At 70.7% G+C, this 14,605-nt stretch carries 12 protein-coding genes; 8 read left to right on the forward strand and 4 right to left on the reverse strand.

Going from position 1 to position 14,605, the window contains the following annotated elements; genetic code table 11:
- The first annotated feature begins 3 nt into the window (after positions 1–3).
- The 6 genes from G5C60_RS00895 to G5C60_RS00920 all read left to right on the forward strand — a co-directional run bounded on the left by G5C60_RS00895 (position 4) and on the right by G5C60_RS00920 (position 7,143).
- On the forward strand, positions 4–495 hold the full coding sequence (locus G5C60_RS00895) for a nitroreductase family deazaflavin-dependent oxidoreductase (protein WP_165254197.1): 492 nt from the start codon (positions 4–6) through the stop codon (positions 493–495).
- A gap of 228 nt (positions 496–723) precedes the next feature.
- Complete coding sequence (locus G5C60_RS00900; RefSeq protein WP_165254198.1) at positions 724–1,704, forward strand: aldo/keto reductase; 981 nt, start codon at positions 724–726, stop codon at positions 1,702–1,704.
- 196 nt (positions 1,705–1,900) lie between these two features.
- Positions 1,901–2,563: a (2Fe-2S)-binding protein gene (locus G5C60_RS00905; protein WP_165254199.1), complete on the forward strand. Its 663-nt coding sequence runs from the start codon at positions 1,901–1,903 to the stop codon at positions 2,561–2,563.
- A gap of 12 nt (positions 2,564–2,575) precedes the next feature.
- On the forward strand, positions 2,576–3,556 hold the full coding sequence (locus tag G5C60_RS00910; protein ID WP_165254200.1) for an FAD binding domain-containing protein: 981 nt from the start codon (positions 2,576–2,578) through the stop codon (positions 3,554–3,556).
- Entirely contained in the window at positions 3,553–5,787 is a 2,235-nt protein-coding gene (locus G5C60_RS00915) for a molybdopterin cofactor-binding domain-containing protein (protein ID WP_165254201.1), read from the forward strand. The genes G5C60_RS00910 and G5C60_RS00915 overlap by 4 nt, the downstream gene beginning before the upstream one ends.
- Positions 5,788–5,994: 207 nt before the next feature.
- Entirely contained in the window at positions 5,995–7,143 is a 1,149-nt protein-coding gene (locus G5C60_RS00920; protein ID WP_165254202.1) for an XdhC family protein, read from the forward strand.
- Positions 7,144–7,165: 22 nt separating this feature from the next.
- On the opposite strand, the gene G5C60_RS00925 is transcribed toward G5C60_RS00920, so the two are convergent.
- Positions 7,166–8,695, reverse strand: coding sequence for a purple acid phosphatase family protein (locus G5C60_RS00925; protein WP_165254203.1), 1,530 nt, complete (start codon positions 8,693–8,695; stop codon positions 7,166–7,168).
- 419 nt (positions 8,696–9,114) lie between these two features.
- Between G5C60_RS00925 and G5C60_RS00930 the strand changes: the two genes are divergently transcribed.
- Complete coding sequence (locus G5C60_RS00930) at positions 9,115–9,450, forward strand: hypothetical protein (protein WP_165254204.1); 336 nt, start codon at positions 9,115–9,117, stop codon at positions 9,448–9,450.
- Between the two features lie 77 nt (positions 9,451–9,527).
- Here G5C60_RS00930 and G5C60_RS00935 read toward each other — a convergent pair whose 3' ends face one another.
- Entirely contained in the window at positions 9,528–10,664 is a 1,137-nt protein-coding gene (locus G5C60_RS00935; RefSeq protein WP_165254205.1) for a helix-turn-helix domain-containing protein, read from the reverse strand.
- Between the two features lie 156 nt (positions 10,665–10,820).
- Here G5C60_RS00935 and G5C60_RS00940 point away from each other — a divergent pair, with 156 nt between their 5' ends.
- Positions 10,821–12,308, forward strand: a complete 1,488-nt coding sequence (locus G5C60_RS00940) for an FAD/NAD(P)-binding protein (protein WP_165254206.1) — start codon at positions 10,821–10,823, stop codon at positions 12,306–12,308.
- Here the strand turns inward: G5C60_RS00940 and G5C60_RS00945 are convergent.
- Positions 12,268–12,720, reverse strand: a complete 453-nt coding sequence (locus G5C60_RS00945; RefSeq protein WP_165254207.1) for a tetratricopeptide repeat protein — start codon at positions 12,718–12,720, stop codon at positions 12,268–12,270. The two genes, G5C60_RS00940 and G5C60_RS00945, sit on opposite strands and share 41 nt — an antisense overlap.
- A 56-nt stretch (positions 12,721–12,776) precedes the next feature.
- Positions 12,777–14,339, reverse strand: coding sequence for a protein kinase domain-containing protein (locus G5C60_RS00950; RefSeq protein ID WP_165254208.1), 1,563 nt, complete (start codon positions 14,337–14,339; stop codon positions 12,777–12,779).
- Positions 14,340–14,605: the final 266 nt, after the last annotated feature.

Consider the following 14,605-nt stretch of genomic DNA (forward strand, 5'->3'; position numbering starts at 1 on the left):
AACATGCCACTCAAAGGCGAGTACGAGCCGAGCAAGGCGCAGTTCGTTCGTGACCATGTGCAGCTGTACGAAAGCTCCGGCGGTACACAGGGAACGACGCTGGGTGTCCTGGTCACACGTGAAGAAGACGAGAAGGACGAGAAGCTGGGGGGCGTGCCCGTCGTCATCCTGACCACCCTGGGCGCGAAGAGCGGCAAGATCCGCAAGTCCCCGCTCATTCGGGTGGAGCACGACGGCTCCTACGCCGTGGTCGCCTCCGCGGGAGGAGCCCCCAAGCACCCGGTCTGGTACCACAACGTGGTGGCCGACCCCCGAGTCGAGTTGCAGGACGGTCCGGTGCGCCAGGACATGCTGGCACGCGAGGTGACCGGGGACGAGAAGGCCGTGTGGTGGGCCCGAGCCGTCGCGGCGTTCCCGGAATACGCCGAGTACCAGAAGAACACGGACCGTGAAATCCCGGTCCTCGTTCTGGAGCTCGCGGCCCAGGAGCACTGATCCGGCACACCCTGTACACCCGGCACACCCGGCACACCTGGTTCGGCCTGCCGATCCCCGTCGCCTGTCTCTGACAACACCGGCCTGGCCTACGACGACGACCACGCCTGAGTAATACGCCGAAGCACCGCGTCCAGGGCCCGCCGACGGATGGCGCACCGCACCGCACTGATCACGACCACCGACCGGGCCTGACGGCCGTCACGACAAGGAGCAATGGAGTATCTGATGAAGCACGTATCACTGGGCGGGCTCGATGTCTCCCGCATCGGCCTGGGAGCCATGACCATGGCCGGCGTCTACACCACGGGCGGAGGACTCGATGACGCCGAGTCGATCCGCACCATCCACCGGGCGCTGGACCTGGGGGTCACCCACATCGACACCGCTGAGATCTACGGGCCCTTCCACAGCGAGGAGATCGTCGGCAAGGCCATCAAGGGGCGGCGCGACGACGTCGTGGTGGCGACGAAGTTCGGTCTCGTCTCCCACGCCGGTGACGGCCCCGGCGTCATCGACAGCAGCGCCGGCAATGTGAAGACGGCGGTCGAAGGCTCGCTCCTGCGGCTCGGCACCGACCACATCGACCTCTACTACCAGCACCGCGTCGACCCCAACACGCCCATCGAGGAGACGGTCGGCGCGCTGGCCGAGCTGGTCGCCGAAGGCAAGGTGCGCCACATCGGACTCTCCGAGGCCGGCCCCGAGACGATCCGCCGGGCCCACGCCGTGCATCCGGTGGCCGCGCTCCAGACCGAATACTCTCTGTGGACCCGCGACATCGAGGCCGAAATCCTCCCGCTGCTGCGGGAGTTGGGCATCGGGTTCGTTCCCTACTCCCCGCTCGGCCACGGCCTGCTGACCGGCCAGATCCGCACCGTCGACGACTTCACCGACGACGACTGGCGCAAGACCAACCCGCGCTTCACCGGCGAGAACTTCCAGCGCAACCTGCGCATCGTCGACGAAGTGCGGGCCATCGGCGCCGAGATCGGAGCCACCCCGGCCCAGACCGCACTGGCATGGCTGCTGACCCGCGGCGACGACATCGCGCCCATCCCCGGCACCCGGCGGGTCTCACGCGTCGAAGAGAACACCGCCGCCGACGGCATCGAGCTCAGCGCCGCGCAGCTCGACCGCCTGAACAACCTCACACCGGCCGCGGGGGAGCGCCACGACGAGGCGAACATGGCCAGCATCGACCGCTGACCGCTGACCGCTGACCGCTGACCGCTGACCGCCGGCGCCGCTGCCCGTCATGTCTGGCCAACCTGCGGCGGCCACAGCGAGTACGCCGTCCTGCCGGCCGGCGGCGTTTCCGCTGGTGACGACTACACGGTTGCTGTCTTCAGGCGCGACAACGCGTAAGGCACCCCGACTGTCCGCCGATTCCGAAAGGGTACAGATGTCCACTGAACTCACCGAGTCAGCTGTTTCTCCCCCGATCGACCCCTCTGCCGAGCCCTCTTCGGCGCCGTCCCGGCGCACGTTCATCGCGACGACCACCGCTGTCGGTGGTGCAGTCGTGGCCGGCGGCCTGATCGCGGGCACGCCCTTGCTCGGCGCCGACGAGGCGGCCGCCGCCGACGCGCCGCCGAGCGGGAGCGTCTCGCTGACCGTCAACGGCAGACGGCACACCGTCGCGGTCGACAACCGGACCTCGCTCCTCGACCTGTTGCGCGAGCACCTGGAACTGCCCGGCACCAAGAAAGGCTGCAACGCCGGTGCCTGCGGCGCCTGCACGGTCCTGGTCGACGGCCGCCGCGTCAACTCCTGTCTGACGCTTGCGGTGCGCCTGGAGGGTGCCGAGGTCACCACGATCGAGGGGCTCGCCCCCGGCGGCGCGGACGGCGAACTGCACCCGCTGCAGAAGGCGTTCATCGAAGAGGACGCCTTCCAGTGCGGCTACTGCACGCCGGGTCAGATCATGTCCGGCGTCGGCTGTATCGAGGAGGGCCACACCGGTTCCAAGGAGGAGATCCGCGAGTGGATGAGCGGCAACATCTGCCGCTGCGGCTGCTACGTGAAGATCGTGCGGGCGGTCGAGCAGACCGCACGCGGGAAATGAGGCCCGGCCACCATGTACCCCTTCTCCTTCACCAAGGCTGCCGACACGCGCGAGGCACTGACCGCAGGCCGGCGCGGCGGGCGTTACATCGCCGGTGGCACCACCCTGGTCGATTTGATGCGCGAGACCGTCGAACGCCCCGAAACCCTGGTCGACATCAGTGATCTGCCCCTGCGCGAGGTCACCGTCACCGAGCGCGGGGGACTGCGGATCGGCGCCCTGGTGCGGATGGCCGAGGCCGCCGCCCACTCCAAGGTCCGCACCCTGTATCCGGTGATCTCGCAGGCGCTGGAACTGAGCGCGTCCGCGCAGTTGCGCAACATGGCCACCATCGGCGGCAACATCATGCAGCGCACCCGCTGCACCTACTTCCGCGACGTGACCGCCGCCTGCAACAAGCGTGAGCCCGGCTCGGGTTGCGCGGCGCGGGAAGGCTTCAACCGCACCCACGCGATCCTGGGCACCTCCGACGAGTGCGTGGCCACGCACCCCTCCGACGTAGCCGTGGCGTTCGCCGCCCTGGAGGCACACGTGCACCTGCTCGGTCCGGACGGCGCACGCAGCATCCCCTTCGCCGACTTCCTGCTGCGGCCCGGCAGCACCCCGGACCGCGAACAGGCCCTCCGCGAAGGCGAGTTGATCACCGGCGTGGAGATCCCGGCCCAGCCGCGTCCGCTCCAGTCCGGTTACCTGAAGGTCCGCGACCGGCAGTCGTACGAGTTCGCGCTGATCTCGGCGGCGGTCGCGCTGCACGTACGCGGCGGGGTGATCCGCGAGGCCAAGGTCGCCGCCGGGGGAGTGGGCACTGTGCCGTGGAAGCTGCCCGCCGTCGAGAAGCACCTCGTGGGCGAGCGGCCCTCGCAGTCCCTGTGGGCCGAGGCCGCGAAGCAGGCGGCGGACGGGGCGCGCCCGCTCGAACACAACCGTTTCAAGGTCGAGTTGCTCCAGCGCACCGTCGAGCGCCAGCTGCGCATCGTAGGAGGTACCAAGTGAGCCCGCAGCCACAGGCAGCCGTCGGAGCGCCGCTGACCCGGGTGGACGGTCGGCTGAAGGTGACGGGGAAGGCGACGTACGCCGCCGAACTGCCCCACGCTCGAACAACCTCGCGCGGGGGGACCCCCATCATCAAGGGCGTCGTCCACGCCGTCATCGTGGACAGCACCATCGGCCGCGGGCGCATCACCGGCATCGACACCCGTGCGGCCCTCGCCCAGCCAGGCGTCATCAAGGTCATCAGCCACCTCAACGCACCCAAGCTGGCCTACCGCGGAAACCCGGAGTCGATTGATCCGCCGGGCAACAAGCAGCTGCGGATATTCCAGGACGACAAGGTTCTCTTCCACGGTCAGCCGGTCGCCGTCGTGGTGGCCACCACCCTGGAGACGGCGCAGCACGCCGCGAGCCTGGTGAAGGTCCGCTATGACGCCGCGAAGCCGTCGACCGACATGGCCTCCGCGTCGGCCGGCGAGCCCGTGAACTATGCGCGGGGCGACGCGGACAAGGCATTCGAATCCGCTGCCGTCCGGCTGGATGTCACCTACCAACTGCCTCGCGCCCATCACAACGCGATGGAACCGCACGCCACCCTTGCCCGCTGGGACGGCGACGAACTCACCCTGTGGGACAAGACCCAGTGGCCGATCGGTACGCAGAAGGACCTCGCCGCCGTGTTCGGCTTGCCGAAGGACTCGGTGCGCGTCATCTCGCCGTTCGTCGGCGGCGGGTTCGGCAACGCCATTCGCGCCTGGCCCCACATCACCATCGCGGCGATCGCCGCCCGCGAAACCGGCCGCCCGGTCAAGCTCGTGCTGTCCCGCAAGCAGTTGTACTTCGGAACCGGCTACCGGCCCGCGTACGAGTACCGGGTGCGCCTGGGCAGCGACCGGCGCGGACGGGTGAGCGCCATGGTCCAGCACGTGAAGGCCGAGACCTCGACGTATGAGAACTTCACCGAAGGTGTCCTGCACGCCGGGCAGATGCTCTACAACGCGCCCAACGTCCGCCAGGACTACCGGACGGTGCCTCTGGACGTGAACACGCCGGTGTGGATGCGCGGTCCCGGCTTCGGCACCGCCGCCATCGCCATCGAGTCGGCGATGGACGAACTCGCCCACAAGCTGGGCATCGACCCCATCGAGCTGCGCCTGCGCAACGAACCGGAGGAGGACCCGTCCAACGGGCTGCCGTTCTCCACCCGGCGGCTCCGCGAGTGCCTGGCCACCGGCGCCCGCGAGTTCGGCTGGAGCCGGCGCAACCCCGAGCCGCGCTCCACCCGCGACGGCGACTGGCTGATCGGCACCGGCATGGCCACCGGCATCATGGACGTCCCGCGGGGCTTCACCACCCAGGCCCGGGTCAGGCTGGCTGCCGACGGCACCGCCCTGGTCGAGGCCGCGACCAGCGACATGGGCCCGGGCACCTACACCTCCCAGGCCCAGGTCGCCGCGGACGCCCTCGGCCTGACGATGCGTAAGGTGACCTTCCGGCTCGGCGACTCCACCATGCCGCTGACCCCGCCCCACGGCGGCTCGATGACCATGGCCAATGTCGGCTCCGCAGTCCAGGACGGCTGCGACACACTACGGAAGCAGGCGATCAAGCTCGCCGTCGAGGACGAGCGCTCGCCGCTGTACGGCGCCGACGCCGGCGACGTCGTGGTCCGCGCCGGACGGCTGCACGTACAGGACAATCCGGCGCGCGGCGAGACCTACGGGCAGCTCCTGGCCCGCAACGACCGCACCCACCTCGAAGTCCTCGGGTCCTACACCGCAGGCGAGGCCCGGTCCTCCATGTACAGCTACAGCGTGACGTTCGCCGAGGTCGCCGTCGACGCCCGCCTGGGGCTGGTACGGGTGCGGCGGATGCTCGGCGTGTACGACGCGGGCCGGATCATCAGCCCCAAGCTCGCCGACAGCCAGGCCCTCGGCGGCCAGGTCGGCGGCATCGGCGCGGCGCTGCTGGAGCACACGATCACCGACCACCGCGACGGCCGGATCGTCAACGCCGACCTCGCCAACTACATGGTCCCCGTCAACGCCGATGTCCCCGACCTGCGGGCGATCTTCCTCGACGGCGGCGAGGACCTGGAGGCCGCCCCCATCGGCGTCAAGGGCCTTGGGGAAGTCGTCCACATCGGCGTGGCGCCCGCCATCGCCAACGCGGTCTTCCACGCCACCGGCCGCCGGATCCGCGAACTGCCCATCACCGCCGAGGCGTTGCTCTGAGCCGAGGCCCGATACGAGCCCCCGGGCGGCCTGCGTCGTGGTGAGGACGGCCGCCCGGGGTGCTCACCCAACCGTTCGGCGGCTGCTGGCCATGCCCGGCCGCCGAACCTCTGCGCCGCCGTCGTGTCACCCCCCTCAAGGCACGGCGGCGGCCCACCTCCGCTCAGAAAACGTCGTCCCCCGTCGTCTCACCACGGAGACCCGCCCATGCTGAACATCGCGGACACGCTGTACGACTGGTGCCGTGAGGCCCGCCCCTTCGCCCTCGCCACCGTCGTCCAGGTCAGCGGCAGCGCACCCCTGCCACCCGGCACCGCCCTCGCCGTCGACACCGGCGGCACGGCGGTCGGCAGCGTCTCCGGCGGCTGCGTCGAGGGAGCCGTCTACGAACTGTGCCAACAGGTCCTGGCGGACCGCGGCACCCCCGCACGGGCCCGCTTCGGCTACTCCGACGACGACGCCTTCGCCGTCGGCCTGACCTGCGGAGGCGAGATCGAAGTCCTCGTCCAGCACGTCGACCCCGCCGACCAGCCCCACCTCACCACGGCCCTCGAAGCCGTCACCCAGGGCCGGTCCATCGCCCTCGCGCAGATCATCGACGGCTCCGAGGCTCTCCTCGGCCGCACCCTCTCCCTCCACGGCGACGGCAGCGCGTACGACGGAACCCTCGGCAGCCCGGGCGAGGACCGTGCGGTGGCGCTCCAGGCCCGCGCGCTGCTGCGGGCGGGCCGCACCGCCCGGATCGAAGTCGGCGGCGACGCCGACACCTGCCCCGAACGGCTGTCCGTCCTCGTCCACACTCACGCGCCCCGCCCCCGCATGCTCATCTTCGGCGCCGTCGACTTCGCGGGCGCGCTGAGCGAGGCCGGACGCTTCCTCGGCTACCGGGTCACGGTCTGCGACGCCCGCCCGGTCTTCGCGACCCCAGCCCGCTTCCCTCACGCCGACGAGGTCGTCGTCGACTGGCCGCACCGCTATCTGGAGCGCACGGAAGTGGACTCCCGCACCGCAGTCTGCGTCCTCACCCATGACGCCAAGTTCGACATCCCTCTCCTTCGCCTCGCCCTCGGCCTCCCCGTCGGCTACATAGGCGCCATGGGCTCCCGCCGCACCCACGACCACCGCCTCGACGCCCTGCGCGAAGCCGGCGTACCGGACGACCGGCTCGCCCGCCTGAACTCCCCCATCGGTCTCGACCTCGGCGCCCACACCCCCGAAGAAACAGCCATCTCCATCACCGCCGAGATCATCGCCCACACCAACGACCGCACCGGCCTGCCCCTCTCCCGCGGCACGGGACCCATCCACGACCCCGCCGCAGCCGCCCTTTCACCAGTCGTACGAGGGGCCGCGTGACGGCCCGAAGCGGCACCGCAGGTCAGGGGCGGGCCGACTCCGTGGCCCCGAGCCGAGCATGGCTGATGCCGGACAGGTCGTGGGTGCGCATGCTGTTTCGGTCGGCGACGGAGCGGCCGAGGGCGTGGTGCGGCCACAGACCCGCCGCCACCCGGCGACTGCGCTCGCTCCATTCGCGGGCCGGAGCACTGCTGGACTTGTAGTGGTTGAGGGCGAAGCCGCCGGAGTGGATCCGGAGCAGGCAGAAGCCGCCGGGGTACTCCTTGGCGGCGCCGACCTCCTGCATCGTGACGTGCGGGGCCTGGGGCAGGACGGTCCGCTTGTTGCGGTGGGTGTGGCCCGCGTGGTGGAGGAAGACGCCAGGAGCACCGGCATAGGCGTCGAGGATCGAGCGGGCCTGGCGGCGGTTCAGGCGCTGTCCGCTCGCCACGGGGAAGATGGAATCCCGTACGGTCAGCGGATGGTGGCCGAACACGACTGTGGGCTGGTCCTTGTTCTCCTTCAACCTGCTCCGGAACCAGGCCAGTTGCTCGGCACCGAGCCCGCCCGTGTCGGCCCCGTTGCCGGCCTTCTCGTATGTGTCGAGACCGATGATCCGCAGCCCGCCGAGATCGCGGGCGAAGTACGAGGGTCCCGCGCCGCCGAGGAACCTTTCATGGAAGGCGTCCCCGCAACCGCCCGTACAAGAACCGCAGTCGCAGTGTCGTGGTCTGTCGTGGTTTCCGCGTACGACGAAGTAGTCCTGCCCGTGGGCGCCGAAGCCGTCGAGGATCCGCCCGGCCTCCGCCATGTCCCGGGGCGCGCCGCCGGCCGAGATGTCCCCCGCGGCCAGCAGCACGTCCGCCCCGCGCCGACGCGCCTCCTCCACCAGGGCCCGGCTCATGGTCTCCGGATACGGCGCGAGCCCCGGCTCCTGTGACACCCCGCGCATCAGGGGTACGCCGGTCACCAGACCGGCGGTGGTCTCCCCGACGTGCAGGTCGTTGCAGAGCGCGATCGACAGCAGGTGTCTCCCGGGCGGGGGCTGCGGCGTGGTGAAGGAGTAGGGCCCTCCGTGTATGCCGAACCCGAAGCGGGATGTGCCCACGGCGTTGCCGCGAACGAGGTGCAGGGGTGTGGGCGTGGCGGCCACGCCCCGCGAGCGGGCCTGGTAGTAGTACGTCTGCCCCGGCTCGAGGCCCGTGAGCTCCACCTGGTGGTGCGCGGTGGGCCGGTCCTCCGCCGCGGTGCGGTTCAGCCGGGCCGGGTGAGTGCCGTAGACGACCTCGCCCTCCGTGACGGCGGGGAGTATGTGGCCCAGCCCGTCGTGGGTGCCGGGCACTCCCGTGTACCAGGTGATGACGGCGCTGTCCTCGGTCAGGGTGACCAGTTCCAGATTGACGGCCGCCAGGGTGTCCGAGTGACGGGAGTGGCCCGTGGGTACCGAGCCGTGAACGGCGCCGGCTGCCGCCCGCAGCAGGGCGGGGGCCAGGAGGGCGCCGGATCGTAGGATTTCGCAGGGCGAGGGCAGGGCCGACAGGGCCGCGAGGGGAGCGGAAAAGCAGCAGGGCATGCCCAAGTGTGTGTCCGCACGCGGTGAACGGGGGCGGTGCTGCCGAGGGCGGCACCCGGTACGGAACGCGACGTCTCTGTCGTCGGCCGGCTTGTTCGATCTTTTCCCGATATACGCCATAGCCGTCCGCGGAGGCTCAACGCCGGGGCGTCGCAAGGAGTTTGGAGGGGAGACCCTCCGGGCGGGGGAGCGGGAGGCATGCGGCACGAAGAGGCGGCCCGGGCGCCGCCGCGGTCGTTCCGGAGTTGCCGAAGTCACACGCCGAGCTGTCGGGGTTTCCGGAATGCTCGAGCCGCGATCATGCCGTCGGGACGGGTCCCGAGCCGTGAGGGGTAGCGTCCGGTCCGCAACAATCCATCTCCACCCGCTCCACCCGCTCCATCCACTCCACTCGCTCCACTCAGAAGAGATGTGGTGACGTGATCTTCATGCTTCTGGCCGGGGTGCTGGTCACCGGCGTCGGTCTCTTCATGACGAGAGGCCTTGAGGGCGCGACAGTCCACACCAACGGCCTTGCGGTGATGTGGGTCGGCGCGATGCTGATCCTCCGCTACATGATCGGGCGGAACGCGCCCGCGGCGCTGCTCCTGTGGGCCGTCGGAGGCGCCAGCCTCTACTACGTGTTCGGCTACACCGACCTGCCGCACACGCTCACCGACGGCGGCGGTCAGTGGATCGTGGGAAACCTGCTGCTCGTGCTCGCAGCGGCGGTGTACCTGCGGTCACGCAAGAAGCCACCGCCGCCGCAGGAGTGAACCCGGCGCTCGGCGGCCTCTGATCCGTCCCGCCCTTGATCCATCCCGCCCTGCACGGCCGACGGAACGGAGGTGCGTCAGTTGCGGGGGATTCGGGCTTGGGCGGGGGGCCCGCCGGGCTGCTGGACCTGGGTCGGCTCCGGCAGGGCGGGCCAGTAGTGCTCGGTGAACAGACGGGCGACCAGCTCGCCTCGGCTGGAGACGCAGGCCTTGGTGAAGACGGTCTTGAGGTGGTCGCGGACCGTGTGCGGGGAGATGAACAGCGTGGTGGCGATCTCAACGGTCGTCATCCCGCGCGCGATGAGCTGGGTGATCTGGAGCTCTCGCGAGGTCAGGCCGTATGCATCGGCGACCAGGACCGCCAGGTCGGCGGGCGCCGCGGGCTCGATGACGAGGGCTACAGGGCCTGGCCGGCCGCCGGGTCCTGTGAGACAGGAGGCGTGGCAGGTCAGCCAGCGGCCTTCGGCGGTCCGGATGCGCACCCGGGCGTTGCCGTGGTCGCGGCCGTCGGCGACGGCCCGTGCCTGGAGAGCCGTGCCGATCACCCAGATGGGCAGCTTCAGCCCCAGCGGTGAGGGGAAGGACGGCCCCTTCGGCAGCAGCGCGAGGTGATGCCGTGCCTCGTCATTGATCGACATGGCTTCGCCGGAATCGTCGAAGAGGATCAGGCCGGGCGCGGGCGAGTCGGTGCGGGGGTGCGACCCGGGAGGCCGGGCGAACCTGCGGAGCCGCGCGGCCAGCGGGCGGGACAGGCCGGCGAGCAGCGCGATCTCGTCCTGACGGAACGTGTCGGTGATGCGGAACAGGCTCACCAGGCCCCATGGCCGGCCGCCGATCCGCAGTACGGCGCGCAACTCGTCGTGCACGCCCTGGCCGAGCAGGAGGCGCCGGAAGCGGGCACTGCGGGCGGGCAGATCGCCGGTGGCCGCGCGCAACCCGGCCGCCGGTACGGTCGCGCGGGCCAGCTCGCGGAACGGCACGACGTTCTCCTCCAGGAGCTCGCTCTCCCAGTAGGCGGCACAGCCCTCACCGGAGCCGAGGTTCTCCACCAGCATCGGCGCGGTGATCAGGCCGGTCTCCGGGTCGGCGGCCGTCCACACGGCCGAGTGGAACGGCACCAGCCGCCGCAGCCCGGCCGAGGCCCGGCTGAACAACTGGAACGCGTCGGCGGCTCGTTCGGCGGCCAACAGCACCGGCCTGTGTGGATCGGTCATGTGTATCCCCCCGGGGTCAGCCTGCCTTGTCTTCTGCACAGCACCAACCCCCCGTTTGAGGGGGCCGTTCCGAGCCGATCGCCCGCACACGGGGGATGGGGCTCTCCGGCGGAGTTGGCGAAGGTCGATGACACACGACCACCGGAGAGGGAGATCATGGACATCGCGATTGTCGGAGGGGGCGCGGCAGCGGTCGGCCTGCTGGACGCGCTGGCCGCCACGGAGGGCGAGCCCGCCGTGGGCGAGACCGGCACGATCACAGTCTTCGAGCCGTCACCGCAGCTCTGGAGGGGGCGGCCGTACGGCCCTGACCTGGATTCGGTGCTGGTGAACGCGCCACCCGCCATCATGTCCATCCGGAACAGCGACTTCGGCCACTATGCGGCCTGGCTGGGAGATCGAGGCGCCGACCACATCGACGAGCTCCTGGGCCTGCCGCTGGTCCCGCGCGCACTCTACGGCGAGTATCTGGCGCACACCGCCGAGAAGGCCATCGCGGCCCTGGGCGAGCAGGGCCGGCTCGTACGCGTCGTGGCCGCCCGCGTGACCGAGGTCGTCCGCTCCGGAGCCCGACTCGTCCTGCGTACGCACGACACACATGACCCGTACGACACACAAGAGCACGAGGCCACCCACGTGGCGCTGTGCGTGGGCGGAGGAACACCCCCAGATCCGTACGGCCTCGACGAGTTCCCGGGCTTCACGACCGATCCCTATCCGCTCGCCGACACGCTCGACCACGTTCCGGCCGGGGGCGATGTGGCGATCATCGGCAGCGGCCTGACCGCCGTGGACGTCGTCGTGTCGCTCGCCGCGCGCGGGCATCAGGGGCGGATCACGCTCCTCTCGCGCAGCGGAGTGCTGCCGCACGTCTGGCAGCGCCCGGACGACCGGCGCCCGCGGCACGTGACCGCCGAACGCGTGGCGGGGCTGCACCAGGCACGGGGGAACGTCACGCTCGACGACCTCGTCGGGCTGCTGCGCAGGGAACTGGCCGACGCGGGGGAGGACTTCGACGAGCTCGCGGCCGAGCTGCGGGGCACCGAGGCCGAGGACCCGGTCCAGCGGCTCCGGCGGCAGATCGCCGCCGTCGACGACCCCCGGATCGGCCGCCGCGTACTGCAGGAGACGGCGCACACCGTCGGGCCGTACGTGTGGCGGCTGCTGCCCGAAGCCGACCGCGCGTGGCTGCGGCGCCACCTCCGCACGGCCACCAGCGTGGCCTCGCCCATGGTTCCGGTGAACGCGTCCGTCCTGATGCGGCTCCTGGATTCCGGTCAGCTCGCCGTCACGCGCGGCGTCCACGCGATCGAGCCGGTGAACGGGTGGTTCCGGGTACGGGACGACGACGGCGAACGCACCGCGGAGATCGTCGTCAACGCCGTGAACCCGCCACCGCAAGCGGTCCCGGCCGCGGCCCGGCACCTGGTCCGGTCCCTGGTGAGCGCCGGCCTGGCCACACTCCACCCGTCCGGCGGGCTGATCCCCGCCGACCCGCGCGTGCATGTGGTCGGAGACCTGACCGGAGGGGGCTCGTTCATCACCTCGAGCATCCCCGGCGTCGCCGCCCAGGCGTCCCGCACCGCCCAAGCGCTCCGCACCATCAGCGCAGCCGTTCAGCCACCTGCTCCAGGCCGTCCCTGATCAGCTGCCCGTATCCGTCATCGCCAAGCGCGCCGATCGTTTCCTGCGCGCGCTGGAGGTGCTCACGAGCACGATCGAGATCGCCCAGCTTGCGATAGCACTCGCTCAAGTTCAGATGCAGCGAGGGGTACAGGCCGGCCACCGGTAGGGACACCCCGGCCTGCGCGACCCGCGCGTCGGTGATCAGGTCGGCGGCCGCCAGCGCTCGCTGGTCCCAGATCAGCTCCTCGTGCACGTCGTCCTGCACATCGGCCATCGCGTGCGCGAGCGTGCAACGCTGCAGGGGATCCCCGTGCTCGCCGCCGATCTCGTCCCAGATCTCTGCGAACCGGCGGCGAGCGGCCTCCCGCTCGCCGCTGTGGCCGAGCTGCACGGCCTGACCGATCCGGATGATCGTCGGATCCGTGATCATTCGGGCCCCCCTTCCCGGCGTCAGGTGGAACGCGCACCCGCCGCGCCGGCCGCCCATCAAGGTTGATGCGTGACGCTCACCTGCACGGTCAGCGTGCCCCTGTTGTCCTGGAGGCAGCCCTCGCCGTCGTTGATCGACAGTTGCAGGGTGCCGTTCCTGGCCGCCTGGAACGTCAGGCTCCGTCCGACGACGTGGACAGGAGAGTTCTGCCCACCCGCGAGGCGCGCCAGCAGGGTGCCGAACGGCGCCGTGGGCTTGATCTTGCAGTCCTTCGCCCCGTCCAGCGACCTGTCGATCTCCGCGTTGTAACCGGCCGGCCCGGTCACGGGGATGTTCCGGAAGTCGACCGTCCACTCTCCCGAAGCGAACCGTACGCTGACCCGGTCTCCCCGCTGGACGGACACCCCGGACACCCCCTGCCAGCCGGTGGTGGACTGGACAACCCGACTGGTGGTGGTCGTCGTCGGGTCCTCCTTGAGGGGGAGCACCCCGGTGAGGAAGAGCCCGCCGCCGACGCCGGCCGCCAGCACCGCCGTACCTGCCATGGCCCATAACAGCCGCTTGGGGCCCCTCGATCGGGACGACTGCTGGTGCGCGGGCTTGAGTGACGTGGTGTGCAGCGCCGTCGGCGCGGTCTGCCCGGCCGGGACGAACCCCTGCCGGCCACTGGTCACCGTGTCCGCGTCGGGCAGCGGGGCCGCGGTCCGGACTGCGCCCATGGCCGGCGACGGCAGTGGCCCGGCGTCCGCCTGCCCTGCCGCGACGCGCCACAGTGCGGAACGCGTATCCGCCGCCGAAGGGCGCTCGTCCGGGGACTTGCGCAGCAGTGCCTCGACGAGCGGGCGCAGCGGGCCGAGCCGCTGCGACAGGACGGGTTCCTCGTACGCCACCGCGTGCAGCGTCGCGGGCCGCGCGGGCCTGCGGAACGGGGACTGCTCGCCGCAGACCGTGGCGAGGGTCGCGCCCAGTGACCACAGGTCGGAGGCCGGGCCGACCTGCGATCCCATCACCCGCTCGGGCGCCATGAACTCGAGGGAGCCGACCAGTTCGCCGGTGGTCGTCAGGAACTCGCCGTCGTCCAGGGCCGCGATGCCGAAGTCGGTGAGGACGGCGTTGCCGTCGCGACGCAGCAGGACGTTGGCGGGTTTGACGTCGCGATGCAGGGTGCCGGCCGCGTGTACGGCCTCCAGCGCGTCGAGCAGTTGCAGCCCCAGGGCGGCGGCGTGCTGCGGGGTGAGCGGTCCGGTCTCGGCGATCTGGTGGGCGAGTGACGGCCCCTCGACGAGTTCCATGACGATCCACAGCCGGTCCTCGGACTCGACGAGGTCGTGGATGCCCACCACATGCGGGTGCGGCACCCGGGCGACCGCGCGCGCCTCACGTATCGCGCGGCGCAACCGTATGCGGTGCTCCTCGTCGCCGTGGGTGAGGATATGCAGTTCCTTGGCCGCGACCGGACGGTCCAGCAACTGGTCGTGGGCGCGCCAGACCGTGCCCATGCCGCCTCTGCCCAGAATGTCGTGGAGTAGATACCGACCGGCGATCAGCCGTCCTGAGCCGCGTGGCGAATGCGTCGCCGCCTGGTGATCGCCGTCTCCCGATATCACGCGCTCTCTCACGCTTCCTTCCCGGCGGTTCGGTCCCACGCCGGTCGTTGTTCGCTTGAACCTTGAACGGGGCCGAGCATAGCGGAGCGCATAGTGGCCGGAGGCTGGTCGCGGTGCATTCGCAGCCAGTTGTCGAACGATTCCATTCGGGGGCTGATCCGAGATTCGTCCGGATTGCGCCGGGCCGGAAAGACTTCCTCGGTTCGGGCGAGTAACTGGTAGGCGTTGGCTTGGCTTTTCCTCATGGTTCCGTGCGATTCAACCAGTGGTGCGGCCGC

The organism is Streptomyces scabichelini (genome assembly GCF_011045015.1).
Taxonomy (GTDB): Bacteria; Actinomycetota; Actinomycetes; order Streptomycetales; family Streptomycetaceae; genus Streptomyces; species Streptomyces scabichelini.

Bases quoted from the DNA above. Each gene is read 5' to 3' on its own strand.
- G5C60_RS00925 (WP_165254203.1), bottom strand. From the start codon at position 8,695: ATGCCCTGCTGCTTTTCCGCTCCCCTCGCGGCCCTGTCGGCCCTGCCC.
- G5C60_RS00910 (WP_165254200.1), top strand. From the start codon at position 2,576: ATGTACCCCTTCTCCTTCACCAAGGCTGCCGACACGCGCGAGGCACTG.
- G5C60_RS00920 (WP_165254202.1), top strand. From the start codon at position 5,995: ATGCTGAACATCGCGGACACGCTGTACGACTGGTGCCGTGAGGCCCGC.
- G5C60_RS00935 (WP_165254205.1), bottom strand. From the start codon at position 10,664: ATGACCGATCCACACAGGCCGGTGCTGTTGGCCGCCGAACGAGCCGCC.
- G5C60_RS00905 (WP_165254199.1), top strand. From the start codon at position 1,901: ATGTCCACTGAACTCACCGAGTCAGCTGTTTCTCCCCCGATCGACCCC.
- G5C60_RS00895 (WP_165254197.1), top strand. From the start codon at position 4: ATGCCACTCAAAGGCGAGTACGAGCCGAGCAAGGCGCAGTTCGTTCGT.
- G5C60_RS00940 (WP_165254206.1), top strand. From the start codon at position 10,821: ATGGACATCGCGATTGTCGGAGGGGGCGCGGCAGCGGTCGGCCTGCTG.
- G5C60_RS00945 (WP_165254207.1), bottom strand. From the start codon at position 12,720: ATGATCACGGATCCGACGATCATCCGGATCGGTCAGGCCGTGCAGCTC.
- G5C60_RS00900 (WP_165254198.1), top strand. From the start codon at position 724: ATGAAGCACGTATCACTGGGCGGGCTCGATGTCTCCCGCATCGGCCTG.